The sequence below is a fragment of the Luteimonas sp. gir genome (assembly GCF_037198055.1).
GTDB classification, from domain to species: domain Bacteria; phylum Pseudomonadota; class Gammaproteobacteria; order Xanthomonadales; family Xanthomonadaceae; genus Luteimonas; species Luteimonas citri_A.
The window spans coordinates 110,886-136,260 of the sequence record NZ_JBBAXQ010000003.1 but is presented as its reverse complement, the minus strand read 5'-3'; the positions used below and the strand labels follow the sequence as shown (position 1 = coordinate 136,260).

General features: G+C 62.6%; 21 protein-coding genes. 6 read left to right on the top strand and 15 right to left on the bottom strand.

What is annotated here, in order from left to right; translation table 11 throughout:
* Positions 1-47: 47 nt before the first annotated feature.
* From rfbD to rfbB, 4 genes are all read right to left on the bottom strand, one after another.
* Positions 48-950, bottom strand: a complete 903-nt coding sequence (rfbD, locus tag WAF18_RS07110) for a dTDP-4-dehydrorhamnose reductase (protein ID WP_337244482.1) — start codon at positions 948-950, stop codon at positions 48-50.
* Positions 947-1,504, bottom strand: a complete 558-nt coding sequence (rfbC, locus tag WAF18_RS07105) for a dTDP-4-dehydrorhamnose 3,5-epimerase (RefSeq protein WP_337244481.1) — start codon at positions 1,502-1,504, stop codon at positions 947-949. The genes rfbD and rfbC overlap by 4 nt, the downstream gene beginning before the upstream one ends.
* The gene (gene rfbA, locus WAF18_RS07100; protein WP_337244480.1) at positions 1,501-2,388 is read right to left on the bottom strand and encodes a glucose-1-phosphate thymidylyltransferase RfbA; all 888 of its coding nucleotides are present in this window, start codon (positions 2,386-2,388) and stop codon (positions 1,501-1,503) included. Before rfbA ends, rfbC begins: the two co-directional genes overlap by 4 nt.
* A gap of 84 nt (positions 2,389-2,472) precedes the next feature.
* On the bottom strand, positions 2,473-3,528 hold the full coding sequence (gene rfbB, locus WAF18_RS07095; RefSeq protein WP_337244479.1) for a dTDP-glucose 4,6-dehydratase: 1,056 nt from the start codon (positions 3,526-3,528) through the stop codon (positions 2,473-2,475).
* Positions 3,529-3,737: 209 nt separating this feature from the next.
* Between rfbB and WAF18_RS07090 the strand changes: the two genes are divergently transcribed.
* The 6 genes from WAF18_RS07090 to WAF18_RS07065 all read left to right on the top strand — a co-directional run bounded on the left by WAF18_RS07090 (position 3,738) and on the right by WAF18_RS07065 (position 8,761).
* A complete protein-coding gene (locus WAF18_RS07090) occupies positions 3,738-4,484 on the top strand; it encodes an electron transfer flavoprotein subunit beta/FixA family protein (RefSeq protein WP_337244478.1) in 747 nt (248 codons plus the stop codon).
* Positions 4,485-4,584: 100 nt separating this feature from the next.
* On the top strand, positions 4,585-5,526 hold the full coding sequence (locus WAF18_RS07085) for an electron transfer flavoprotein subunit alpha/FixB family protein (protein ID WP_337244477.1): 942 nt from the start codon (positions 4,585-4,587) through the stop codon (positions 5,524-5,526).
* Between the two features lie 200 nt (positions 5,527-5,726).
* On the top strand, positions 5,727-6,416 hold the full coding sequence (locus tag WAF18_RS07080; protein WP_337244476.1) for a glycosyltransferase family 2 protein: 690 nt from the start codon (positions 5,727-5,729) through the stop codon (positions 6,414-6,416).
* A complete protein-coding gene (locus tag WAF18_RS07075; protein ID WP_337244475.1) occupies positions 6,416-6,811 on the top strand; it encodes a DUF2304 domain-containing protein in 396 nt (131 codons plus the stop codon). The genes WAF18_RS07080 and WAF18_RS07075 overlap by 1 nt, the downstream gene beginning before the upstream one ends.
* Positions 6,808-7,836 carry a UDP-glucose 4-epimerase GalE gene (gene galE / locus WAF18_RS07070; protein ID WP_337244474.1) on the top strand — a complete coding sequence of 343 codons (1,029 nt, stop codon included), beginning with the start codon at positions 6,808-6,810 and terminating at the stop codon, positions 7,834-7,836. The genes WAF18_RS07075 and galE overlap by 4 nt, the downstream gene beginning before the upstream one ends.
* Before the next feature lie 133 nt (positions 7,837-7,969).
* On the top strand, positions 7,970-8,761 hold the full coding sequence (locus tag WAF18_RS07065; protein WP_337244473.1) for a glycosyltransferase: 792 nt from the start codon (positions 7,970-7,972) through the stop codon (positions 8,759-8,761).
* A gap of 125 nt (positions 8,762-8,886) precedes the next feature.
* On the opposite strand, the gene WAF18_RS07060 is transcribed toward WAF18_RS07065, so the two are convergent.
* The 11 genes from WAF18_RS07060 to WAF18_RS07010 form a co-directional block, all read right to left on the bottom strand.
* The gene (locus WAF18_RS07060; RefSeq protein ID WP_337244472.1) at positions 8,887-9,822 is read right to left on the bottom strand and encodes a GDP-L-fucose synthase; all 936 of its coding nucleotides are present in this window, start codon (positions 9,820-9,822) and stop codon (positions 8,887-8,889) included.
* 2 nt (positions 9,823-9,824) lie between these two features.
* Positions 9,825-10,946, bottom strand: a complete 1,122-nt coding sequence (gmd, locus tag WAF18_RS07055) for a GDP-mannose 4,6-dehydratase (protein WP_337244471.1) — start codon at positions 10,944-10,946, stop codon at positions 9,825-9,827.
* Between the two features lie 262 nt (positions 10,947-11,208).
* Complete coding sequence (locus WAF18_RS07050; protein WP_337244470.1) at positions 11,209-11,589, bottom strand: hypothetical protein; 381 nt, start codon at positions 11,587-11,589, stop codon at positions 11,209-11,211.
* Positions 11,579-14,197: a hypothetical protein gene (locus WAF18_RS07045; protein ID WP_337244469.1), complete on the bottom strand. Its 2,619-nt coding sequence runs from the start codon at positions 14,195-14,197 to the stop codon at positions 11,579-11,581. Before WAF18_RS07045 ends, WAF18_RS07050 begins: the two co-directional genes overlap by 11 nt.
* Before the next feature lie 162 nt (positions 14,198-14,359).
* Positions 14,360-16,651, bottom strand: coding sequence for a glycosyltransferase family 2 protein (locus WAF18_RS07040; RefSeq protein ID WP_337244468.1), 2,292 nt, complete (start codon positions 16,649-16,651; stop codon positions 14,360-14,362).
* Entirely contained in the window at positions 16,617-18,833 is a 2,217-nt protein-coding gene (locus tag WAF18_RS07035; protein WP_337244467.1) for a glycosyltransferase family 2 protein, read from the bottom strand. Before WAF18_RS07035 ends, WAF18_RS07040 begins: the two co-directional genes overlap by 35 nt.
* Positions 18,826-20,442: a class I SAM-dependent methyltransferase gene (locus WAF18_RS07030; RefSeq protein WP_337244466.1), complete on the bottom strand. Its 1,617-nt coding sequence runs from the start codon at positions 20,440-20,442 to the stop codon at positions 18,826-18,828. The genes WAF18_RS07035 and WAF18_RS07030 overlap by 8 nt, the downstream gene beginning before the upstream one ends.
* A complete protein-coding gene (locus WAF18_RS07025; RefSeq protein WP_337244465.1) occupies positions 20,439-21,791 on the bottom strand; it encodes an ABC transporter ATP-binding protein in 1,353 nt (450 codons plus the stop codon). The genes WAF18_RS07030 and WAF18_RS07025 overlap by 4 nt, the downstream gene beginning before the upstream one ends.
* Positions 21,781-22,602 carry an ABC transporter permease gene (locus tag WAF18_RS07020; RefSeq protein ID WP_337244464.1) on the bottom strand — a complete coding sequence of 274 codons (822 nt, stop codon included), beginning with the start codon at positions 22,600-22,602 and terminating at the stop codon, positions 21,781-21,783. Before WAF18_RS07020 ends, WAF18_RS07025 begins: the two co-directional genes overlap by 11 nt.
* Before the next feature lie 13 nt (positions 22,603-22,615).
* Positions 22,616-23,797 carry a cystathionine gamma-synthase gene (locus WAF18_RS07015; RefSeq protein ID WP_337244463.1) on the bottom strand — a complete coding sequence of 394 codons (1,182 nt, stop codon included), beginning with the start codon at positions 23,795-23,797 and terminating at the stop codon, positions 22,616-22,618.
* A 175-nt stretch (positions 23,798-23,972) separates the two neighbouring features.
* Positions 23,973-25,349: a pyridoxal-phosphate dependent enzyme gene (locus tag WAF18_RS07010; RefSeq protein WP_183427669.1), complete on the bottom strand. Its 1,377-nt coding sequence runs from the start codon at positions 25,347-25,349 to the stop codon at positions 23,973-23,975.
* Positions 25,350-25,375: the final 26 nt, after the last annotated feature.

The following is a 25,375-nucleotide window of genomic DNA, read 5'->3' as shown; positions in this document are numbered from 1 at the left end:
ACTTCGAGGACGGCGCCTTCGGGCGCCGTCCTGTATTCGAAGCCCTGTCAGCGATCCGCGGCGAGCGTATCGAGGACGCCGCCCAGCGCATGCTTCCACTCGGGCAGCAGGACACCGAAGTCGCGCTCCAGCGTGCCGGTATCCAGGCGCGAGTAGGCCGGGCGCTTGGCGGGAGTCGGATAGTCGGCGGTCGCGATCGGCTCGACCTTCGGCGCGCGTGCGATCAGGCCACGTTCGAGCGCGCCTTCGAAAATCGCCTCGGCAAACCCATGCCAGCTCGTCTCGCCGTTCGCGGTCAGATGCCAAGTACCGCGCCGCCTGCCGCCGTCCTGCAGCAACTGCGCGGTGACGTCGGCGATCAGCGCCGCCGGCGTCGGCGTGCCGATCTGGTCGGCGACCACACGCAGCACGTCGCGCTCGGCGCCCACGCGCAGCATCGTGCGCAGGAAGTTGTGGCCGTGCGCTGCATAGACCCAGGCCGTGCGCAGGATCAGGTGCTGCCCGCCGGCTGCTCGGATTGCGTCCTCGCCGGCCAACTTACTGGCCCCGTAGACGCCCAGCGGTGCGGTGGTGTCGTCCGGCCGGTACGGGCGCGTGCCTTGGCCGTCGAATACATAGTCGGTCGAGTAGTGCACCAACGGCACGTCGTGTGTCGCGCACCAGCGTGCGATCGCACCCGGCGTCTTCGCGTTGGCGGCGAATGCGACCTCCTGCTCGCTTTCGGCCTTGTCGACGGCGGTGTACGCCGCGGCATTAATGACCCGATCCGGCCTGACAATATCGAGCAGCGCTACGACGGCTTCCGCGTCGGCAAAGTCCGCCTGCAGGCACGGCGCGCCGTCGGCGAGCGTGCCGCTGCGCGTCGTGGCCTGGACTGCACCAAGCGGTACGAGTGAGCGCAGCAGCTCGCGGCCGACCTGGCCGTTGGCGCCGAAGACCAGCGTGGTCATGCGCGCAGGTCCGGCAGCCGATCCTCGGCAATGTCGGCCAACAGGGGCGCCTGCGCATCCTTGTCCGACAGCAGTGGTGCGTCGATCGGCCATTCGACGCCGATCTGCGGATCGTCCCAGCGCACGCCGGCGTCGGCTTCCTTGACGTAGACGTCAGTGCACAGGTAGCTGAACAACGCCGTCTCCGACAGCACCGCGAAGCCATGTGCGAAGCCTTCTGGGATCCAGAACTGACGCTTGTTCTCCGCGCTCAGCAGCACCCCTTCCCATTGTCCGAAGGTCGGCGACCCACGCCGAATGTCGACCGCCACGTCGAACACTTCGCCCTGGAGCACGCTGACCAGCTTGCCCTGCGGACGTGGCCACTGGTAATGCAGGCCACGCAGCACGCCCTTCGCGGATGAAGACACGTTGCTCTGCACGAAGCTCGTCGGCAGGCCATGCTGGCCGAAGCGCGCCGCGTTCCAGGTCTCGAAGAAGAAACCACGAGCATCGCCGAATACGGCAGGCTCAAGCACGACGGCGCCGGGCAGTTTGGTTTCGATGATCTTCAACGCACCACTCCTCGGGTCACCAGCGTCTGCAGGTATTGGCCATAACCGTTCTTGGACAACGGCTTGGCCAGCGCCAGCAATTGCTCGGCATCGATCCAGCCCTGCCCGAAGGCGATCTCCTCCGGACAGCATACCTGCAGGCCTTGGCGGTCCTGGATGGTCTGGATGAAGTTGGAGGCCTCGTGCAGCGACTGGTGCGTGCCGGTGTCGAGCCAGGCATAGCCACGGCCGAGCTGTTCGAGATACAGCGCGCCGTCGTCGAGGTAGCGGCGGTTGAGGTCGGTGATCTCCAGTTCGCCTCGCGGCGAGGGCTTGAGCTCGGCGGCATAGTCGCTGGCCCGGCCGTCGTAGAAGTACAGGCCGGTCACCGCGTAGTTCGAACGCGGCTGCTCGGGCTTCTCAGCGATGTCGACGACCTTGCCCAGGGCATCGAACTCGGCCACGCCGTAGCGCTCGGGATCGTTGACCCAGTAGCCGAAGACCGTCGCGCCGTCGCCGCGCGCGTCCGCCCGCCGAAGCGTGTCGGTCAGACCGTGGCCGTGGAAGATGTTGTCGCCCAGCACCAGGCAGCTCGGCTTGCCGCCGACAAACTCGCGCCCGATCAGGTAGGCCTGCGCCAGACCATCGGGACTCGGTTGCACCGCGTAGCGGATGTCCATGCCCCACTGTGATCCGTCGCCCAGCAGCGCCTGGAACAGCGCCTGCTCGTGCGGGGTGTTGATGATCAGCACCTCACGGATACCCGCCAGCATCAGCACGCTGAGCGGGTAGTAGATCATCGGCTTGTCGTAGACCGGGAGCAGCTGCTTGCTGACGCCCTTGGTGATCGGATAGAGCCGGGTGCCCGAGCCGCCGGCCAGGATGATGCCCTTGCGTTGCGTCATTGGAATTCTCTCGTCTCCTCCCCGCGCACGGGGATCACTGATCTCCCTCCCCCGCAAGCGGGGGAGGGCCCGGGGTGGGGCGATTCAGACCGCGGTCCCGATCCGCTCGAGCCGATAGCTGCCATCGAGGATGCCGCGCACCCAGTCCTGGTTGTCCAGGTACCAGTCGACGGTCTCGGCGATACCGGTCTCGAAGGTGTGGCGCGGCTTCCAGCCCAGTTCGGTCTGCAGCTTGGAGGCATCGATCGCGTAACGTCGATCGTGGCCCGGACGGTCGGCGACGAAGGTGATCTGGCTGCTGCGCGGCTGGCCGTCCTCGCGTGGGCGGCGCGCGTCGAGCAGTCGGCAGATGGCCTCGACGACCTCAAGGTTCCGGCGTTCCGAATCACCGCCGACGTTGTACGTCTCGCCGACCCGGCCTTTCTCGAGCACCGTACGGATCGCCTCGCAGTGATCGGTCACGAACAGCCAGTCGCGCACCTGCTCACCGTCGCCATAGACCGGCAGCGGTTCGCCGGCCAGCGCCTTGGCGATCACCAGCGGGATGAGCTTCTCGGGGAAATGGTAGGGGCCGTAGTTGTTGGAGCAGTTGGTGGTCAGCGTCGGCAGGCCGTAGGTATGGTGGAACGCGCGCACCAAGTGATCGGACGCCGCCTTGGAGGCCGAGTACGGGGAGTTGGGGGCATAGGGTGTGGTCTCGGTGAACTTGCCGGTTTCGCCGAGCGTGCCGTAGACCTCGTCGGTGGACACGTGCAGGAAGCGGAAGGCCGCCTTGGCGTCGCCATCGAGCTGCTTCCAGTGGTCGCGCACGGCCTCGAGCAGAGCCAGCGTGCCGACGACGTTGGTGTCGATGAACGCGGCCGGGCCGTCGATCGAGCGGTCGACGTGGCTTTCGGCGGCGAAGTTGAGGACGGCATCGGGCCGATGCTCGGTCAGCAGCCGGGAGACCAGGGCCCGATCGCCGATATCGCCATGCACGAAGACGTGGTCGGGATTGCCTTCCAGCGAGGCCAGGGTCTGCAAATTGCCCGCGTAGGTCAACGCATCCAGGTTGACCACGCGCACGCCCAGGCGGACCGCCTCGAGCACGAAATTACCGCCGATGAAGCCGGCGCCGCCGGTGACGAGCCAAGTGGGCACGGAAACACGCTCCTGTGTGAATACGCTGGACCGCCATGCAGGGGCGGATGCCACAGGATACCGGGTCGGCCCAGGGATTTCGGTGGAAAGCCGCCAAGCCGAGACACCGGGCTCGCGGCCTACCCCGCAGACCGCTAGAATCGGGCGATTCGCCCCGTGCCTGCCGCCGCGGCCGGGTGACCCGTCAGACATCAAGGAATGCCCGCCCGATGAAGATCCTCGTCGCCTACAAGCGCGTGGTGGACTACAACGTCCGCATCCAGGTCAAGCCCGACGGCTCCGGCGTCGTCACCGACGGCGTCAAGCTGTCGGCCAACCCGTTCGACGAGATCGCGCTCGAAGAGGCCCTGCGACTGCGCGACAAGGGCATCGCGACCGAGGTCGTGGTCGCCACGATCGCGCCGGCCGACGCCCAGGCGCACCTGCGCAATGGCCTGGCAATGGGCGCCAACCGGGCGCTGCACGTGGTCTGCGACCAGCCGATCCAGCCGCTGACTGCGGCCCGTACGCTGCTCAAGCTGGTCGAAAAGGAACAGCCCGACCTCGTCATCCTCGGCAAGCAGGCGATCGACGACGACGCCAACCAGACCGGCCAGATGCTGGCCACGCTGTGGGGACGCCCGCAGGCGACCTTCGCCAGCAAGCTCGAGCTCGCCGACGGCAAGGCCACGGTGATCCGCGAGGTCGATGCCGGCCTGGAAACCCTCGAAGTCGACCTGCCGGCGGTGGTGACGACCGACCTGCGCCTGAACGAGCCGCGCTTCATCAAGCTGCCGGACATCATGAAGGCCAAGGCCAAGCCGCTCGAGTCGATCCCGTTCGCCGATCTGGGCGTCGAGACCGCTGACACCCTCACGACCTCGCGCTACGAGGCGCCGGCCAAGCGCAGCAAGGGCGTCATGGTCAAGGACGCGGCCGAGCTCGTCGCCGCGCTGAAGGCCAAGGGCCTGCTCTGAACCGTCGCTCCCGCACCGCGGGAGCCCAGTGACTGCCGGCCGAAGCCGGAGTGCATCGACGCGAGCCCGCACGGACGCGACGATTCCCAGGAGAACTTCCATGTCCAACGTCCTCGTCATCGCCGAACACCTCGACGGCAAGCTCAACGCCAGCGCGACCGCCAAGACCGTCGCCGCGGCGCAGGCGCTCTCGCCGGACACCATCGACGTCGTCGTGCTCGCCGCCGACCCCGCCGGCGCCGCGACCGATGCGGCGACCATCGCGGGTGTCGCCAAGGTGCTCACGGTCGCCAACCCGGCCAACGCGCAGCCGCTGGCCCAGGTGCTCGGCCCGCAAATCGCCAAGCTCGCCGCCGGCTACAGCCATGTCTTCGCGCCGTCGACCACCTTCGGCAAGGACCTGATGCCCGTGGTCGCCGCCCTGCTCGGCGTCAACCAGATCTCCGACCTGATGACGGTCGAAGGCAGCCACACCTTCAAGCGCCCAATCTACGCGGGCAATGCCATCGTCACCGTCGAGGCGCCTGCGGGCCAGCCCGTGGTCGCCACCGTGCGCACCGCGTCGTGGCAGGAAGCGGCGCGCGGCGGCAGCGCGGCGATCGAGCCGACCAGCGTCGATGCCGACCTACCCACCCATACGCGCTTCGTGGCCCTGGCGGCGGGCAGCACCGACCGTCCCGACCTGCAGAGCGCCAAGCGCGTCGTCTCGGGTGGCCGCGGTGTCGGCTCGGAAGAGAACTTCAAGATCATCTTCGACTTCGCCGACAAGCTCGGCGCGGCCGTCGGCGCCTCGCGTGCGGCGGTCGATGCCGGCTACGTCCCCAACGAGCTGCAGGTCGGCCAGACCGGCAAGATCATCGCGCCCGAACTCTACGTCGCGATCGGCATCAGCGGCGCGATCCAGCACCTGACCGGCATCAAGGACGCGGGCACCATCGTCGCGATCAACAAGGACGCGGATTCACCGATCTTCGAGATTGCGGACATCGGCCTGGTCGGGGATCTGTTCAAGGTGCTGCCGGAGTTGGAGGCGGCGCTCTGAAGCCATGACACGCCGTGCGCTGGAACGGTAGACCGCAACGCGCGGCCAACGATTGCTGCGACCGCATCGCAGACCGGAAGCCCACCATTCGCACCGAGCGTTCAACCAGAGCAGTTGCGACCCCAGAGATGCTACCGACTCCACAGCGGTGTCCCGACGCTCGTCACTCCACGCCCCCCCCAATCCAATCCGTGAATACCATGCGATCCAGATACTCCAACGTGGTCCTGGTCATTCCCGCTTACAACGAGGGAGCCGCGATCCGTGCGACGATCGAGGCGATTCCAGACGAGTTTCCACATGTGTTCGTCATCGATGACGGCAGTACTGACGATACGCGCGCGCAGGTTTCCGCCACCCGAGCGACCCTGATTCGCCATCCGATCAATCTCGGCCAGGGCGCGGCCCTGCAGACCGGCATCGATGTTGCGCTTCTGGATCCGACCATCACCTACATCGTTACTTTCGATGCCGATGGCCAGCATCGGATCGAAGACGTACGAAATATGCTCGCGCACGCGGAACTTAACGACCTGGATGTCGTGCTCGGCTCGCGCTTCCTTGGCGCCGCGATCAATATGCCGACGACCAAGCGGCTCATCCTCAAAGCCGCGGTCTGGTTTTCGAATCTGACCTCGGGCGTGCGACTGACCGATACGCACAATGGCCTGCGCGTGATCCATCGACGTGCGGCCGAGCGCCTTAAGCTGGAGCTCCCCGATTTCTCGCATGCGTCGGAGATCGTCGAGCGCATCGGGCAGCAGCGTTTCAGCTACGCCGAGGTCCCCGTTACGATCATCTACAGCGACTACTCTCGCGGCAAAGGCCAATCGATCATCAATGCGGTCAACATCGCGTTCGACGCTTTGCTCAGGAAGGCAATCCGATAATGATCATCCGCGCACTGCTCATCGTTTCAACGATCTGGATTGCCTGGTACTTCCTGTCATCTAGAGGCACGAGCCGCTCTAACGCCTTCAAGAAGGTGCTGCTGGTCGGATTCGTGATCGCCGCAGTCGTCGCGGTGCTGTTCCCCGAGAGCCTGACTGCGTTTGCGCACCTCGTAGGTGTAGGCCGAGGTACGGACCTCCTCGTGTACGCCCTTGCACAGGTCGCTGCATTCCAGATGTTTAATACCTACGCGAAGGACAAGGACAACCAGCGGCAGATCGTTCATCTCGCGCGTCGCATCGCCATGCTCGAAGCTGCAATGAAAAAGAAACCGGAATCTGAAACGGGCAGCGCACTCGAAAACCATATCCCACCGCCAGGGAGTCTTGAGTGACCTTCTGCACAGAAGAGGGGACGACGATTCTGGTTACCGGCGGTGCCGGCTACATCGGCTCCCACACATCGATCGCATTGCTGACTGCTGGTTACGACGTGGTGATCGTCGATAATTTCTGCAACAGCGAGCGCTGGATTCCGGATCGCATCAGGGCCCTCGCGGGCCGTGACCTCCGGTGCATCGAGCTGGATCTGCGCAACCGTGACGACACGATTTCGATCATGCAGGACATCAGGCCTGAGGGCGTCATTCATTTCGGCGCATTGAAATCCGTCGGCGAGAGCATCGCCGAGCCGTTGCTTTACTACCGAAATAACGTTTGTGGGACGCTCAACCTTCTGGATGCGATGCACGCGACGGATTGCAAGCGGCTGGTCTTCAGTTCGTCAGCGACCGTCTACGGACATCCAGACCGATCCCCGGTGCGCGAGGATGCGCGCGTCGGCGCCATCAATCCCTACGGCCGCACGAAGTTGATGATGGAACAGGCCATCGCCGACGTTGCCGCAGCAGGTGTTGGCTTCCACGCTGCAACCCTTCGGTACTTCAATCCCGCCGGAGCGCATCCGAGCGGCCGCCTCGGCGAACTGCCTCGGGGCACCCCGAGCAATCTAGTTCCCTATGTCGCGCAAGTCGCTGCAGGCTTGAGGCCCGAGGTACACGTGTTCGGAAACGATTACGCAACCGCGGACGGTACCGGGGTTCGCGATTACATCCACGTTATGGATCTTGCCCGGGCACACGTCTGCGCCTTGTCCTATCTGGAGCGTACGGCCACGAGCATGACAGTCAACCTTGGAACGGGATGCGGATACTCAGTTCTCGAGATCATCCGAAGTTTCAGCGAAGTGTGTGGACGTGACATTCCTTACCGCATTGTCGATCGTAGACCCGGCGACACGGACTCATGCTTCGCCGATCCCACTCTCGCGGAGACGCTCCTCAGGTGGAGGGCCGAACACGGCTTAGCGCAAATATGCGCCGACGCCTGGCGATGGGAACAACATCTACATGAAGCCTAAGGGGCTCAGCACAAAATGGCGCGCCCCGTCAGCGCTCGCAATCTCGCTATAATTCGGCGAACGCGTTAGAAAAGCGTCTTTGCCCGGCCTATACCATGTGGTCTACCGGGGGACCAACCGGGAAATGTGGACCATGACCGCTTCAAAGGTGCTTGTCATCCTGCCGACCTTGGGCGACCGCCTCGAGACGCTATTGGAAACACTCGAGTCGGTCGATGCGCAGCGTCGGGATGTCGCGCTGACGCTCGTGGTCGTCGCGCCGCCCGACGCGCTGGCGGCTCGTCAACTGGCCGCTTCCAAGGGGGCAGTTGTTGTGGACGACCCACGGAAGGGGATTTCGGCGGCGATCAATTGTGGACTGAACGCACGCGATGGGGAAATCTATTACGCGTGGATTGGCGACGACGACGTTTTCCGGCCTGGCGGCCTCGGGAAGCTGCAGCACATTCTGGAAACGCGCCCCGACGCGGTTCTGGCGTTCGGAGGATGCGACTACATTGACGCCGAAGGCCGCATCATCGCTACCAGCAACGCAGGCGCACTTGCGCCTGCGTTGCTCGCCTGGGGTCCTAATCTGATTCCGCATCCGGGCACGATGGTGCGCCTCGACAGTCTGCTCGCCATTGGCGGATTCGACACCTCGCTGAAGTACGCGATGGATCTCGACGCATTCTTGAAGCTTCGGGCCCACGGGAACTTCGCCTACACGCGAGATGCCGTCTCCGGATTCCGCTGGCATCCGGATTCCCTCACGGTAGCCAACCGCAACGCCTCTGGCGCCGAAGCTGAGGCGATCAAGCGACGGCATCTGCCTGCAGCGCTCCGTCCGCTGAGCCCACTGTGGGCGCTTCCCATCCGTTACGCCTCAGCCTTTGCCGCCAAGCGAGTGAATGCGCGCGCTCGTCTTCTGGCCAATCGGGATTGACGTCCGGCGCCTGACGCCCGCTCATGCACGCCCGCGAATCGCGGGCATCAACCGGTTCCTTGCCGCAGAGCGCGTGAGGCGATGTACGTCCCCGGAACTGCCCAGACGATGCCCGCCTATTGGCATCAAGCGCCGGCATCGAGGAAATGACGATAAGCATCTGCGATGCCGGCATCGAGATCCCGGCTGCGATTCCAACCCATGGCGCGTAGCCGACTGGAGTCCATCAGCTTCCGCGGCGTCCCATCAGGTTTTGTGCTATCGAATACCAGTTCGGCCTCGTATCCCACCACGCGCGCAATGGTTTCCGCCAGTTCTCTGATGCTCACTTCGACGCCCGATCCGACGTTGACGTGGTCATGGCCAGAGTACATCTTCAACAAGAACACCAGCGCGTCCGCCAAGTCATCGCAGTGCATGAACTCGCGCAGTGGAGTACCCGAGCCCCAGACAACGACCGACTGTGAACCCGCCTTCTTGGCTTCGTGAAACTTTCGCAGAAGTGCCGGCAGCACATGTGAGGAATCCAGGTCGTAGTTGTCGCCAGGACCATAAAGATTCGTCGGCATCGCGGAGATCCAATCGCGCTGGTACTGGGCGCGGTACGCTTGCGTCAGCTTGATGCCTGCGATCTTCGCGATTGCATACCACTCGTTGGTCGGCTCAAGCGGCCCGGTTAGCAAGCTGTCTTCTGCGATCGGTTGCGGCGCAAGCTTAGGATAGATACACGAGGAGCCGAGAAACAACACGCGCGAAACTTCCTGCTCGTGCGCAGCTTGCAGTATGTTCGCCTCGATCATCAAGTTCTGGTAAAGGAAGTCGACAGGAAAATCGCTGTTCGCCTTGATGCCGCCGACCTTGGCCGCAGCCAGAACGATCGCATCAGGCCGTTTTTTCTCCATCCATTCGCGCACCTGCGCCTGCTCAACGAGGTCGACCTCATCGCGGCCGGCAACAATGACCTCGCAATTCTCGCTTGCAAGCCGACGGACCACCGCACCACCCACCATACCGCGGTGTCCCGCGACCCAGATGCGCTTGCCAGCAAGTGTGAAGTTCATGCTCAACCCTCCAGACTGACAGGCACATCGTGTCCGTGCGCCTTGAGCAACGCGTGTCGCCGCGCGATCTGCAGATCATGGGCCACCATCTCCTCGCACATTTGCTTCACGGTAATCTCCGGCACCCAGCCCAACCGGGCCTTCGCTCTGTCGGGGTCACCCAGTAGGGTCTCGACTTCGGCAGGACGAAAGTAGCGGTGATCAATGCGCACGATGATATCGCCGGGCCTGACCGCGGGCGCCTTGTCACCCGTGACGGAGACGACCGTCGCGACTTCATCGACGCCGCTCCCTGAGAACGCCAGCTCGAGCCCAAGCTCCGCTGCCGACCACGCGATGAACTCACGCACGGAGTACTGCACACCCGTCGCGATGACAAAATCCTCGGCGGCATCTTGCTGCAGCATGAGCCACTGCATACGCACGTAGTCCTTGGCATGCCCCCAGTCACGGAGCGAATCGATGTTGCCCATGAACAGACAGGACTCCAAACCCTGTGCGATGTTCGCCAAACCTCGAGTGATCTTACGGGTCACGAAGGTCTCGCCACGACGCGGACTCTCGTGATTGAAGAGAATACCGTTGCACGCATACATCCCATAGGCCTCGCGGTAATTGACCGTGATCCAGTACGCATACAACTTTGCGACCGCATACGGACTGCGCGGATGAAAAGGTGTGGTTTCGCGCTGCGGTGTTTCCTGTACAAGACCGTACAACTCAGAAGTCGATGCCTGATAGAAGCGGGTCCGATCGGTCATCTTGAGGAAACGAATGGCCTCCAGCAGGCGGAGCGTACCGATGCCATCGACGTCGGCGGTGTACTCTGGCGACTCGAAACTCACGGCAACGTGGCTCTGAGCGCCGAGGTTGTAGACCTCATCCGGTTGAACTTCTGCCAGAATCCGAGTGAGATTACTGGTATCAGTCAGGTCACCGTAGTGAAGGTGCAAACGGGCGCCGCTCTCATGCGGGTCTTGATAGATGTGGTCAACACGCTGCGTGTTGAACGATGATGCACGACGCTTGATACCGTGCACCTCGTATCCCTTCTCCAGTAGGAACTCCGCCAGATAGGAGCCGTCCTGCCCTGTGATGCCCGTGATGAGCGCGCGCTTTGTCATTTGAGCTCCTGATTGATTACTGGATCGCCACGACCTGTCGACGGCCTGGCAGGACTGCTTCTGATTTCACCGGGGGTCTAACGGCACTGCGCCGCGGCCAGAAAACCGATGTAGTCGGGTAAGGGAGTTAGCATAACGAAAAGAGCTCGCGTGCTCTAACGCTGATGCCACCTGGGAGCAGTGCAAACGCATCACGCTCAGGGCTGCTCATCACTGCACTACCACGCAGTGTCCAGGCGCGCTGGGTTACTCTGGCGACCAATCAAGCTGGCTTGCCCGCCAACATCATTAACAGAACGCCGGACGATACCAGCACAAGCCCCATCCACTGCAAGGGCTGGAGTCGTTCCCCGTAAAGCAGCCAGCTCGACGCAGCAATCAGGATGTAGAGGAAAGCACCAGAAATCGCAAATGCGAGGCCTAGTTTGACCCGGCTTACGATCACCACCCAGGTAATGAAGCCCACAGCCTGAATAGCGACGGCAGCGATTACATAAGGCGAAAAGCAGGCGGCGATCAGCCAGTGGATCCCGGTAGGCACTGGTTCACGCAAGGCAAGCAGTGTTACCGCTCGCTTGACCATCAGCTGGCTTCCAAGCGTACAGAAGGTGACGAAAGCGATCATTGCGATTTCACGGAACATGGGCTTCTCGCTCCAAGTCAATGACACGGGCATCTCCGGAAATCGCTACTGTTTGCCACCGAGTGACAAGCGTAGCGACATCATGGATGCACCAGTCTCCCTCTGTCGCGGGGAGCAGCACGTAGCGCACCTTCTGCTCCCGTAACCACGAGATATCGAATCGTTCGCAGATGTGCGTAATATAGTTGTACGTTGTGTAGTCCGGGTCGCCCTGGAAATAGAAAAACGCAACCGGACCGACATCCGCATGGGGCGCGAGACGTCCGCCACCAGCGGGGAACAGCCATAGCTCTCGCCCCATGCGGACAATTCTGTTCGCGATAAGAAGTCGATCCTCCGACGCGTCCGGATCAACACCTTCCGCCTCGAGATACGCTCTGAATTGTCCAAGCACTTCGATGTCGTCCTGGACGGGGCATTCAACGCCCCCGCAATAGGAACGCTTGGGAGCGAGGAAGAAGTTCGCGTTCGGACGAATGACAGATGCCGAACCCGCTACTAGCGCGGCAGCTAGTACTGCCGCCGCAGCTACGCGCCGGCGGGCGGCAATCTCTGTCACGAGGGCAATTGACAAAGACATCACCAAGAGCATCTTGACCTGAGCCAACGCTACCGGCAGGTACGGCGCGACCAGAAAGAACCGCTTGTCGGTTCCGAATTGCTGTGAGATCGCCAGCGCAGATGCCGCGACCATCAGAACGGCAAAGGCGGAAAGCCCGATACGCCACAGGTCGCGCCTGCGCAATATGCAAGCCCAGGTGACCCCGAGACCGGCCAACAGCAGAATCGAAGCAAGGCGAGGCGCCCCCGGGAAGACTTCCATCGCAGCCGCCAGGTGGGACCAGGGGTGTGCCGACAAATCGACCAGCCCCAGCCGGATACCTTCTACGACCGACGTCGAGCCGAAACCTTCGAGTGCCAATTTCTCAGCAGAAGCCTGTCCAGTCGCCATCCCAAGGAAGTACGGATCCACCACAACAAGCGCGACGCCGAACACAGAAAGCAGCAGAACAATACCGTCGTGCCAGCGTCCGCCAGCAATGGTCCAGACGGCCCCGGCACCCACGATCAGAGCACCCGCCACAACATTGACCGGGTTCAAAGAAGCCAGAGCGAAGAGCAGCGCCGCCAGGATGGCAACTGCGTGTACCCGACCCAGGACCTGCCTGCAGACCGCAAGCACGATCATACCGACCAGCGTCAGAAAGCCGAACGCCAGTACGCGCCCGAGACCCTCCATGTGCACGTAGCTCGCGTGCAAGGGCATCATGTAAGCAGCGAACAGGAGCAGAAGCGCCATCAGGCCCATCGCGACCCGCACACCGCCGCTCGCGCGATAGCTCGTTGCGTCTGCCAAGGCCAACGCGGAGAGCGAGTAGATGATGAAGGACGCCACACTCGCCGAGTCCCGGACATCGAGCATGGATAGCCATGACCACAGAGCAATCAGGACACCTGTGCCAGCCGGATAATTGAGGCTGTCTTCCCCCCAGACGCCCTGCTGCCGGGGCACGCCACCGAAATGAACGATCTGCCGCGCAAAGAAGGCGTGCGAATCAGGATCACTGGATAGCATGACCAGGCGTGGCAGCTCGCGGTCAGCTACGACAACGCATAGCAAGAACAGGACCGTCACCTGGAATGCGACCAGGCCAACATCGGTCGAGGTCAACGCCTGGCCCGCTCCGCGCCGGACCAAGAACACGCCGCATAGCACCGCGACCATCATTATTTCCAAGCCCGTAATGCGAATTGGAACACCCAGGGCACCCGGAAGTGATCGCAGATACACGTAGAGAAACAGCAAGCCCAGACCCAGCAGCGCGTTTCCCGCGAGTCCAAAGGAACGCCAGGATCGCGCCGACATTCCAACGCCTAGCGCGGCCCGACCGATCGTGGCAAATGCCAGGATGGCGATCATCAATCCGCCGCCCTCCAGTAAAGACCGGAAGGGACGGACACCCGAAAGGCCCACGCCAGTAATGCGTAGGATCGCGAAAGTGCCAATGAGGCCAATGACAGGCCAAAGCAACGTTGGCCGGATCAGGGCCACCGTCGCCAGGGCGCGGCGCAACCAGGAACGATAGGTCCAAGCGAGTACCAGTAGACCCAAGAGCGCCGCCGATGCCATTGCCACACTGCCCCATGCGGGCGTCCGAAGCGACTCGGGGACCACTATCTCGAAGTGCGGGTCGGGGTCCAGCGAGGCAATGGCAAGTCCATCCCGCGCGTCGCCCACTGCCACACCGCTCAGTGGCTGAATCGACTGGGCAAGGTCGTCAGGACCGAGGACAACCTCTCTACTGCCTCGCTTGAAGACCAGCTTGTACAGCACGATCTCACCGGGCGCCGCCCCCAGATCGAGACGGATGGATCGCGGAAGCTTTCCGGCAACTGGAATCCGATAAATATTTCGCCGGCCTACGACGACGTCGAACCACTCCGAGCGATCCTCACTGTAGCTACCGTCACGCGAATGGAACACCTGACCCGCAGCCGAAGTCCCGATGTTGGCGTCAATCTCTAGCACAAGGGGAGCTGGCCGTAGTGCGTTGCCAATGACCAAGAGACACAGAATTGCGAACGCGAGAGCGAGTAACTTTCCCATCCGGGCACTCCAAGTGGGAGAGGCCACGGGTCCGAGCGGACGGGATGCAGTGGCCTCACTCATGAAACGCTCCACCGCTCACGTGGCCGGGCATGCTCGTCGTGCTCACGACTGCAATCCATCCGCATACATTCTTGCGCTCTTCCTGGCAGTATCGAAACTTCACCTTGCACCTGTAACGTCTGATGGAGAACCATTGACGCGCGGGGGATAAGCAAGTGTGAATGGAGCATTCGTAAGACTGAGATTGAGATTGTAGTAGGGGTCCGATTCGAGAATTTTCCCCCAGCGCGCCCTCATGAAACTCTCTTCCCGTTTGAACCGTTCGATCTTTTCTGGCGTATTCTCGTACCCACGTGACGCAGATTCGTGGTGGTAGAGCTCCGCAAACGGAGTCCAAAGGTTCCGATATCCGGCCTCACGTACGCGAATGCAGAAGTCGACATCGTTGAACGCCACGACGAGCGCCTCGTCGAGTCCGCCGACTTTATCGAAAACAGAACGCCGCAAGACAGCGCAGGCGGCTGTTACCGCGCTTACATTCTGCGCAAGGCCCGCTCGATGCTTGTCCCCCGGGTATCCGCGCGGCATGCCGACATAAGAATGGCCCGCTACGCCGCCGACACCCAGAACCACGCCCGCATGCTGGATCGTATCATTGGGGTAATAAAGCATCGCGCCGACCACACCGATTTCTGGGCGATTCGCGTGGGACACCATCTCAGTCAACCAGCCTGGACTAATGACCTCGATGTCATTATTGAGTAGCCCAATTATCTCGCCTCGAGTGTTCGACGCGCCGAAGTTGTTGATCTTCGAATAATTGAATGGCTGATCATATCGGAGCACACTGACATTCGAGTGACGTGCCAGCTCCCGAAAATAGGCTAGCGTATCTTTCTCAATCGATCCGTTGTCGAGAATGACGACCTCATAGTTTCGATAGGTCGTGCGCTCCAAGATGGAATTCACGCATTGGCGCAGGAGATCCACTCGATCTCGGGTTGGAATAAGCAGGCTGACGCGCGGCTGAGGCTCAGGAATCTCATGAACGATGTGATAATAGCCGCTGTACCCATGCATTTCCTCAACCTTGGCGGGAGTGCCAGTGCGGTCGAAGTGATCCTGGATTACTCGCAGCGCAGCAAAGTGCGCATAACTCTTCTCACCGGGCGCCAATGCGGTCGATCCTTCGATCATGCGCCAATGGTAAAGGACCTTGGGCACATGGCCGATCTGACCGTGCGACAGGACTTCGCTGGCACGCAGTGCCAGATCCCAATCCTGTGCACCGTCGTACCCCTCGCGAAACCCTCCAATTTCTTCGATCAGTGCACGTTCGTAGACTCCAAGGTGACAGACACAGTTCTGCGAAAGAAAAAGATCCGGATTCCAATCCGACTTGAAGTACGGGTCGCTACGATTGCCTTCCGCGTCGATCTTGTCCTCGTCGGTGAACAACATCCGCCAGTGGGGGTTGCGATCGAGCTCGACCGCGCACCAGGCAAGGGCCATCGGATGCAACGCATCGTCATGGTCGAGCAGCGCGATATGGCTGCCGGTGGCAAGCGCGATAGCACTGTTCGAAGCCGCCGCGATATGCCCGTTGCTTTCTCGCCGCACCGTTTTGATTCTAGGATCACCCGCGGCAAAATCTTCGATCAATGCCCACACCCGCGGATCCGGGGAGGCATCGTCGGCAATGCACAGCTCCCAATGCGGATACGTTTGCGCCTGCACACTTTTGATGCACGCGCTCAACCACTTCGGATCGGTGTTATATGTCGGCACGACGATCGAAAAGCGCTGCTTCGCGCTGAAGGCAGGCATCGCACTCAGTGCCAGCGCGACGGCATCCTCCGAGCAATCGTCATAGAAGTCCACCCAGACCTGATAATCGGAGACGATCATTTCCGTCACTTCAGCCGCATACATGTGATACAGACGATCGGCCATGCGCCTGGGGCCGCCCAACAGATCCAATCCGACTCCGCGCAGCAGCAGCGCGCGTTCTTTCCACGATCCTCCTTGCCAAAGGGTTAGCGACATTGTCCGCGCGGCAGCAAACTTGCCAACACGCTCCAGCGAGAACGCGAGGACTCGGAACTCGCACGGAATCAATGTCGGATCGAACCGCAGAGCGGTGACATCCGCGACGAATCTCACCAGCCGACGGACCGAATGTCGGCCCGCACGCGCGCCGCTTAGTGGGATCGACAAGCGATCGGACTCGAGCACATGGCTTCTAGAGTAGTCCGGATACAGCATAGGTCCATGGATGCGTCCACGGAGAACCTCGAACTGTAGATCGACGATGTACCAGCCGCCCGCTATTCCCCCATCGGGAAGACGTACGTCGAAGCACGGATCATTGCCGGAAGCGCGCCAAAGGGTCTGGGGACCAGCACCATCCAGGCGCTCAAGCTGCTGTATCGGACTCAGCTCTGCATTCATTGCGACAGTCAACCTGCATACTGGCCCGCGGCGCAGGAGCGGCAGACCGGGCGGGATCGATCGAAAAAGCCCGACCGAAAAGGGAAAGATTGGGATTGTAGGCGGGATCGCTGACGAGCACGTCACCCCAACGTGCCTTCATCGAACCGACTTCGCTCGCGAAACGGGCAATCTTCTCCGGACTGTCTTCCTGACCCCGGCTAGCAGATTCATGATGATACATCCACACCCAGGGCAACCAAAGATTGGAGTATCCCGCCTCGCGGACACGCAAGCAGAAGTCGACATCATTAAAGGCGACGGCCAGCCTCGGGTCCAAACCGCCCACTTCATCAAAAACGCTTCGTCGGACCGCCAGACAGGCTGCCGTTACCGCGGACATCCGCTGAGCCGCCAATGCACGGCCGAACTGCCCGGGGTGAGACCGCGGAAAGCCCGGGTAGGCATGCGCCGCGACACCTTCCACGCCCAGAATCACGCCTGCGTGCTGAAGGCTCCCATCCGGATAGAGGAGTTTGGCGCCCACGGCCCCGATTTCGGGACGGCAGGCGTGCGCCGCAAGCTCCCGGAGCCAGGTACCGTCCACGATCTCGATATCGTTGTTGAGCAGAACCACAACGTCTGCCGTGGAGTCAGCCACCGCACGATTGTTGAGCGCAGAGTAATTGAATGGAGATTCATCGCGGATCACGCGAATCCGCCCGTCCTCACGCAGCCGATCCAGATACGCGAGCGTTTTCGGCTGCGACGAGCCGTTATCGACGACCACGATCTCGTAATCCACCCCAGACGTCAGCGCGAGGATGCTGTCTACACAAGCCGACAGCAGTTCCACCCGGTCGCGTGTGGGAATAACGATGTCGCAGCGAGTACCCGCCTGCAATTCGTAGGTCAGCCGCGGCAGGACTGTTTCCTCGGCGACGACGGCCCCTGAGGCGCGTGATGGACGCAAGCGTGCAAGCGCATCAGCGACCTGCACAGCTGAGGCGCCCGACGAGCGCAATGGCCGATGCGAGGGACCCGGCGATGCGAGATGGCGACGAGCCTGCACGGGCAGATGTCGAATGCCGGCGTCCCCCACGACGTGAGCGATCCGTAACGGTAGTATGTGCGCCCACGCAACGCCGTCGCCGCGCGCATCCGAATAGATCTGCCTCAACAGGCTCACTCGGTGGAACGACGATGGGCCGACGAAATCGTGCTGCCCCTGGAGATCGGGATCCCAAGCCGGCTTGAAGTAAGGCGTACACGCGCGCCCTTCGACAGTCGCAAAATCCTCATCCGTATAGAGGGCGCCAATGTCCTCGGCATCGGCCAAGGCGTCATACACATACTGGAGGCCTTGCCGCGACACACGCTCGTCGGCGGAAATCCAGCTGATGAAGCGTCCGCTTGCCTGCTCCAATCCCGGCGCGATCCTGGGCGCCATCGGCGCGAGGATTCGCACATCCCTGGATCCAGCGATCCCCGCCGCCGCGGGCACAATGAGCTCAACGCCAGGTACAAGTTGCTCGATGAGTGACCGCGCCGCGGCCACTAGGGCAGTCGTGCAAGCCCCAGGCAGCAGCACCAACGTAATCGTGGTGACTTGAGACCGGGTCTCTTGCGCGCTGCTTGCAGCAGTCGGCGTATCTAGCCCGCGCGATGACAGCCAGTGGCCGTAAGCGATACGCGCACTACCCGCGTCCTGCACTCTGTATGCCGGCCAAAGATGCTCGGCGCGAATCTCCGCCGACTCATCGGACAATGCCGAGTGCGCCGCCCGACGATCAGCGAGCGCTCGCCACATGCGCCACACAGCCTCGCTGGGCGGGACCGAATCGAAGCGGATGCTACCGAGCGAAAACCTGCCTGGACGCGTACTGGGATCGAGCCGCACATGTCGCAGCGGTCCCCATACGCGGACAATCGCATCGATTCCACCTGCGTCGTCGAGGTCCAAGTCCTGACGCCCTGCCTCGCTTATGCCGGCGCCGCAGTCAAGATACAGGCTCGGAAGCGAAATCTTGCCATCGATGCGCACCCGAAGGCGATACCAACCCGGCTCCAGGTGCTGGCCGAGCGCGAACACCAGATGCGGATCGTGGTCTTCGCTGACCAGCGCATCGCCTTCGACGCGCAATTGGGAACTCGCGACCAACGTCCAGTCGGAAGGTGCATCCAGCGCGCCGGCATCAATCATGACCAGGTACTTTCTTCCACCAACGCCTACCCTTGGACTGCTCGATTCTCTCGATGGCCGCGCCGATCGACCGCACTCGTGCATACGTCTCCGGAAGCCCGTCCACACGTTCTAGGATCGCGTGGAATCGATCTCTATGATCGGCCTGCAGGTCGAGCGAGAACTGTGCAGAACCATTGGCCGAATGCTGCAACGTCGCCACTGCCTCCACCAAAGCCGGCATGACCGAGGCCGCACGCTCCGCGTTATGGGATGCGATCGCCACTCGATCCTGAAGCGCGTCGAATGCAAGCCGGAGCTCCTGACGTAAGTCCGCACCCACTGCTTGCGGCACGCCCGAAGCCACGGCACCGATGTCCCGCACCTCCTGAAGCGTCGCCTCCAGAAGGTGAGCCACGTGGGTTTGGGTTCTCGCTGAAACCAGAACGCCATCGATCGCCGTCTTCAGTGCATCGAACACTTTTTGTGCACTGTCTTCCGGCACAACCGCCTCGAAATCTAGCGTTAGCTCGACGAAACGAACATGCTCATGCTCGAGTTCGGGGAGATCCAATTCGACATGCGGGTCCCGTCCAAGCGACACCCACCGCAGCCAGTTGGGCATCTGCGGCCTGAGCAGATCACCCTCGACGGCAACTAGGCGCGACTCCAGCGCACCGATTTCATGCTGGATCTGTCCATCTTCGTCCAGCAAGGAGAGCTTTGCGATTCCAAAGACACCTGCGCGTTCCGCAGGATCGATCCGCAGCCGGTTCACCGCCCTGCTCTCAGGTACCGCGAAGCGCAACGCGTACGGGCCTGCGCCCAGCGGTCTACTGGCGACCGCCTGGCGCAAATCGTCGAAATCCTCGTCCATGCGCCGGAAGTAAACACGGACGTCCTCATGCCGCTGTGTACCTCCCGCGCTACTGGTTGCCGCCGGGTCTGGCGCGGACGCGGCGAGGAAGTCCGCAAGCGCGTCATCTCGAGCGAATGCATCGGCAAAAGCCCGCATCGGCTTGGGCACCTGGTCGCCCACCAGCACAACGCCAAGACCGTTGCTGTGCGGAAAGCTGAAGGTCCGATAGCGTGTCGAGAGCTCACGAAGATAGCGTCCCACGCCGAAACCGCGCTCTTCCACAGCCGTGTCATGCAGCAGCACCACCGCGCGCGGACTGAGCTTGGGCAACCAGGTTTCGAAATCGTGACGCACCGCCTCGTAGGTATGCAGGCCGTCGATGTGCAGGAGATCGATGCTGCCATCTTCGAACTCGCCTAGTGCATCGTCGAAGAAGCAGCGGTGCAACCGGGAAAAGCGGGCATAGCGCGGATCATGATAGGCACGCAGCGTATCGAGCACGCCTTCGCCGTAGCCCTGGGCATGCGCGTCGCCCTGCCATGAGTCGACAGCGACGCATCGCGTGCCGTCGAGCCCGAGATGGTCGACCGCCTGGCAGAACGCGAGGTAGGAGTTACCCGAATGGGTCCCAAGTTCGACCAGCAGGCGTGGACGCAACAGGTCGACGGCCAGATACGCGAACGGAATGTGCCCGACCCACGAATAGGGTTGCGAAACATACGGTTGCAACAGCACAACCGGGTGCTGCTCGAGCCGGAAGAGGTCGCTCATTCAATCACCTCCAAGGAGATCTTCGACATGGGGAGGCCCAGGATGCCGATCGACCACGACTGGCAAAGCGACTTCAGGGCGAGCGCCTCGTGCACCCAATGCTGAATCGAATGCTCGTCCTTGCTGCCATCGGCGATGCCGACCGTAATGAAGTAGTCGCCCGCCTTGAGACGCGGCATCTCGAACTCGAAACGCGCTCGTGCTTGGCTTCCCGTCCCGATGGGCATTGCTTGCCCCAGGGAAGACACATAGGTGTTGTCTCCGAACAGAAGCTGCCCAAGGCGATCCTTGACGTAGAAGCCGACGATCGGCCTTTCCAGGACACCCTCGACGCTGAAATCCACGTCCAGAACCACCGATTCGCCGCCAACGCACCAAGAGAGGTCGCGTCCGTCGCGATCACGCAAACTGACGTTGACAACTCTTGCGCGCATCTCTCCAAACCCCTGAGCTTCGGGATCGAACGGCACGATCTCGATATCGTTGCGGAGATTGGATGCATTGACCACGTCGCGCCGCATATCGTGGCGTGCGCGCTCACCTATCGCGCCCTGGCTCCGGCCCGAGAGCAAGGCCGTCTCCCCTTGACGATTCGCGATGACGGATTCGAGGTACTGCTGCACGACATCGCGCGATTCGCCGTAAGCCATGGCGCGACCACTGTCGATCCAGAGCGCCCTATCACACAAGCCGCTGACAGCGGCGTCATCATGGCTGACGAATAGCAAGGTGCCGCGCGCCTTGAATTCCCGCAGGAATCGCATGCACTTCTGTGTGAAGAATGCATCGCCCACGGCCAGCGCCTCGTCGATGATCAGCACATCCGCATCGACGTGGGCCATGACAGAAAACGCAAGACGCATCACCATGCCGCTCGAATAGTTGCGGATAGGCTGGTCGATGAAAGTACCGATGTCGGCGAAGTCCAGAATGTCCTGCAGCCGGGCATCGATCTGTGCGCTCGACAAGCCGAGAATCGACGCATTGAGGAACACGTTCTCGCGTCCGGTGAAATCGGGATTGAACCCGCTGCCGAGTTCCAGCAGCGCCGCGATCCGGCCCCGGATGTCGATGCGACCCTCGGTCGGGGCCAGCGTCCCGGCGATCATCTGCAGCAGGGTCGACTTGCCGGACCCGTTCTTGCCAATGATGCCTAGCGTCTCGCCGCGTCGCACCTGCAGGTCGATTCCACGCAAGGCCCAGAACTCGCGATAGAAGCGCTTCGAGTCGCCGAACAGGCCCTGCAACAGACGGTGAGAAGGGCGTTCGTAGATTTGGTAGCACTTGCCGACGCCACTGGCGTCGATGATCAGATCGTCGATGGCGATGGAGGTCGAGTCAGAGGACATCGGCGAACCCCCGACGGGTCTTCTGGAACACCGCGAACGCGAGATAAGCGAAGACCATTGCACCGGCCAGATAGGCGAGCAGTCCTAGCCAATCTGGAACGCGCCCCCAGAACGCGATTTCCCTGACCTGATCGATGATGAATGTCAACGGGTTGAGACGAAAGATCGCCTGGTATCTCTCCGGCAACGTTTGCACCGGAATGATCGCAGAGGAGAGAAACAGCATGGCAGTGGCCAGAACCCCCGTGATCTGGGCGATGTCACGCAGGAATACGCTCAGAGAAGACAACAACCAGATCGTCCCCAATGCCACGAATGCGAGCGGTGCCAGGACCAGTGGCCAGAACACCAATGTCCAGTGAATCTCGCCCCGCAGCAGCAGGTTGAGCAGGACGAAGACCACCATATTGGTCATCGCATGGAACAGCGCCGACAGCACCACCGTCCACGGCAGTACTTCCAGCGGAAATACGATCTTCTTGACTAGGTTCACATTTCCGGAGATCAGCGTCGGCGCCCGCGTCAGGCATTCGGCAAAGAAGCCGTGCGTCAGCAGTCCAAGAAACAACAGCATGGCGAAATCCGTCGTATTCCCGGTGGTTCCAGGCCAACGCGCCTTGAGGATGTAACCGAACGCCAGGGTGTAGACGATCAGCATCAGAAACGGGCTGATTAATGACCAGAGCAATCCGAAGCTGGCCCCGCGATAACGGCCGAGGATGTCGCGACGCGACAACTCGAGCGTCAGGGAACGATGCTTGATCCACGCACTGAACGGCCCTGTGATCGAGAAGAGCGGCGTCGGCGACATGCTTGTACGCACTTTAGCGCTCCAGCGCGCGATCAAGATCAGCCCGCAGATCCCCGAGATCCTCCACCCCCACACTCAACCGCACCAGGTCGTCGTGGATCCCCAACTGTGCGCGCCGCGCCGGCGGCACCGAGGCGTGGGTCATCACCGCCGGGTGATTGACCAGGCTTTCCACGCCGCCGAGGGACTCGGCCAGCGTGAACAGTTCGGTCCGCTCGCAGAAGCGCTGCGCGGCCGCGTGGCCGCCCTTGATACGGACCGAGACGATGCCGCCAAAGCCATCCATCTGGCGCTTGGCAAGCGCATGCTGCGGGTGCGAAGGCAATCCTGGGTAGATCACCTGCGCCACGGCGTCATGCCCTTCGAGGAACTCGGCCAGCGCCTGGGCGTTCTCGCAGTGCGCGCGCATGCGCAGGTGCAGCGTCTTGAGGCCGCGCAGCGCCAGGAAGCTGTCGAACGGGCCCTGGACGGCGCCGGCGGAGTTCTGCAGGAACGCGATCTGCTCCGCGAGGTCGGCGTCGTCGCCGACGACGAGAATGCCGCCGACCATGTCCGAGTGGCCGTTGAGGTACTTGGTGGCCGAATGCATGACGATGTCGGCGCCCTGTTCGAGGGGGCGCTGGACGATCGGCGAGGCGAAGGTGTTGTCGACAACCACGCGCAGCCCGCGGCGGTGCGCCCGCTCGGCGATCGCCTGGATGTCGACGATCTTGAGCAGCGGGTTGGTCGGCGTTTCGATCCAGACGAGCTTGGTCCTGTCGGTCACCGCGGCGTCGAACGCGTCGGGGTCGGTCAGGTCGACATAGCTGAACGTCAGACCGGCGCTGCGCGTGCGCACGCGCTCGAACAGGCGGTAGGTGCCGCCGTACAGGTCGTCCATCGCGATGACGTGGTCGCCGCTATCGAGCAGTTCGAGCAGGGTCGCGGCGGCGGCCATGCCCGAGGCGAAGGCGAAGCCGCGGCTGCCGCCTTCCAGGCCCGCCACGCAGCGCTCGTAGGCGAAGCGGGTCGGGTTGTGCGTGCGCGAGTACTCGAAGCCCTGGTGCTCGCCCGGGCTGGATTGCGCGTAGGTCGACGTCGCATAGATCGGCGGCATGACTGCGCCGGTGCTCGGGTCGGGCGACTGGCCGGCGTGGATCGCCTTGGTGCCGAGTGCCCACTGCGCCGGATCGGCCGCGTTGCGGTCATCGGTCATGGAAGAAGGTCCTGTTCGACTGGCCGGCGATTCTAGCATCGGGCCTCACGCGCCCCACGGCGCACGGACGCGCGCAGAAGGCCGTGCGCACGCCGTTCAGCTGGCGTGGCGCCAGAACTGCCGCAAACCGCAGCGCGAGTCGATCAAGACCGGCCCGACAGCGCCTTCGCGGCGCCTACTGCACCCGCCGACGGAGGTAGTTCAGCAGGTCGATCCGGGTGATCAGGCCGAGGAAGCGCTCGCCCTCGGTGACGATCGCAACCTGGCCGCGGTCGAACACCGGCAACAGCGCCTCGACCGGCGATTTGACGTCCAGGAAGTCGAGCTTGCTGACCATCGCGGTCGAGACCGGATCGCGGAAGCGGCCTTCGTCGCCGTAGACGTGCAGCAGCACGTCGCTCTCGTCGAGGATGCCGACGATCCGGTCGCCGTCCATGACTGGCAACTGCGAGATCTCGTAGAGCTTCATGCGCTGGTAGGCGGTGACCAGCAGATCGCCCGGGGCCAGCACGACGGTGTCGCGACGCGAATACGGGCGCAGGATCAGGTCACGCAGGTCGCCGTGCTGCTCACGCTCGATGAAGCCGTTGTCGAGCATCCAGTAGTCGTTGTAGAGCTTGCTCAGGTACTTGTTGCCGGTGTCGCAGACGAACACCAGCACCTTCTTGGGGCGCGTCTGGGCGCGGCAGTACTTGAGCGCGGCCGCCAGCAGCGTGCCGGTGGAAGACCCCCCGAGGATGCCTTCTGCCTGCAGCAGTTCGCGCGCCGCCAGGAAGCTCTCGCGGTCGCTGATCGCGTAGGCCTGCCGCACGCGCGAGAAGTCGGAGATGCTCGGCAGGAAGTCCTCGCCGATGCCTTCGACCATCCAGCTGCCGGACTTGTCGCTGAGCGTGCCGTCGTTGATGTATTCGGCCAGGATCGAGCCGACCGGGTCGGCCAGCACCAGCTCGACGTCCGGGGCATGTTCGGCGAAGCAGCGCGACAGGCCGGTCATCGTGCCCGAGCTGCCGCAGCCGAAGACGATCGCGTCCAGGCCGCCGACCTCGGCCATCTGGCGCAGGATTTCCGGGCCGGTGCCATGCTCGTGCGCGGCCGGGTTGTCGGGGTTGCCGAACTGGTTGATGAAGTAGGCGCCAGGCGTCTCGGCGGCGATGCGCGCGGCGAGGTCCTGGTAATACTCCGGATGGCCCTTGGCCACGTCCGAGCGCGTCAGCACGACCTCGGCCCCCATCGCCTTGAGGTTGAAGATCTTCTCGCGGCTCATCTTGTCGGGAACGACCAGGATCAGCTTGTAGCCCTTCTGTTGGGCCACCAGCGCCAGACCGATGCCGGTATTGCCGGCCGTGCCCTCGACCAGCGTGGCGCCGGGCGCGATGTCGCCGCGCTGTTCGGCCGCTTCGATCATGCTCAGGCCGATCCGGTCCTTGATCGAGCCGCCAGGATTCTGGTTCTCGAGCTTGAAGTAGAGTTCGCAGACGCCGGCGTCGAGGCGGCGCGCTTTGACGATCGGGGTCTCGGCGATCAGGTCGAGGACGGAAGAGGCGATCGGCATGGGGTCCGGTCCACAGCAGGCGGGCC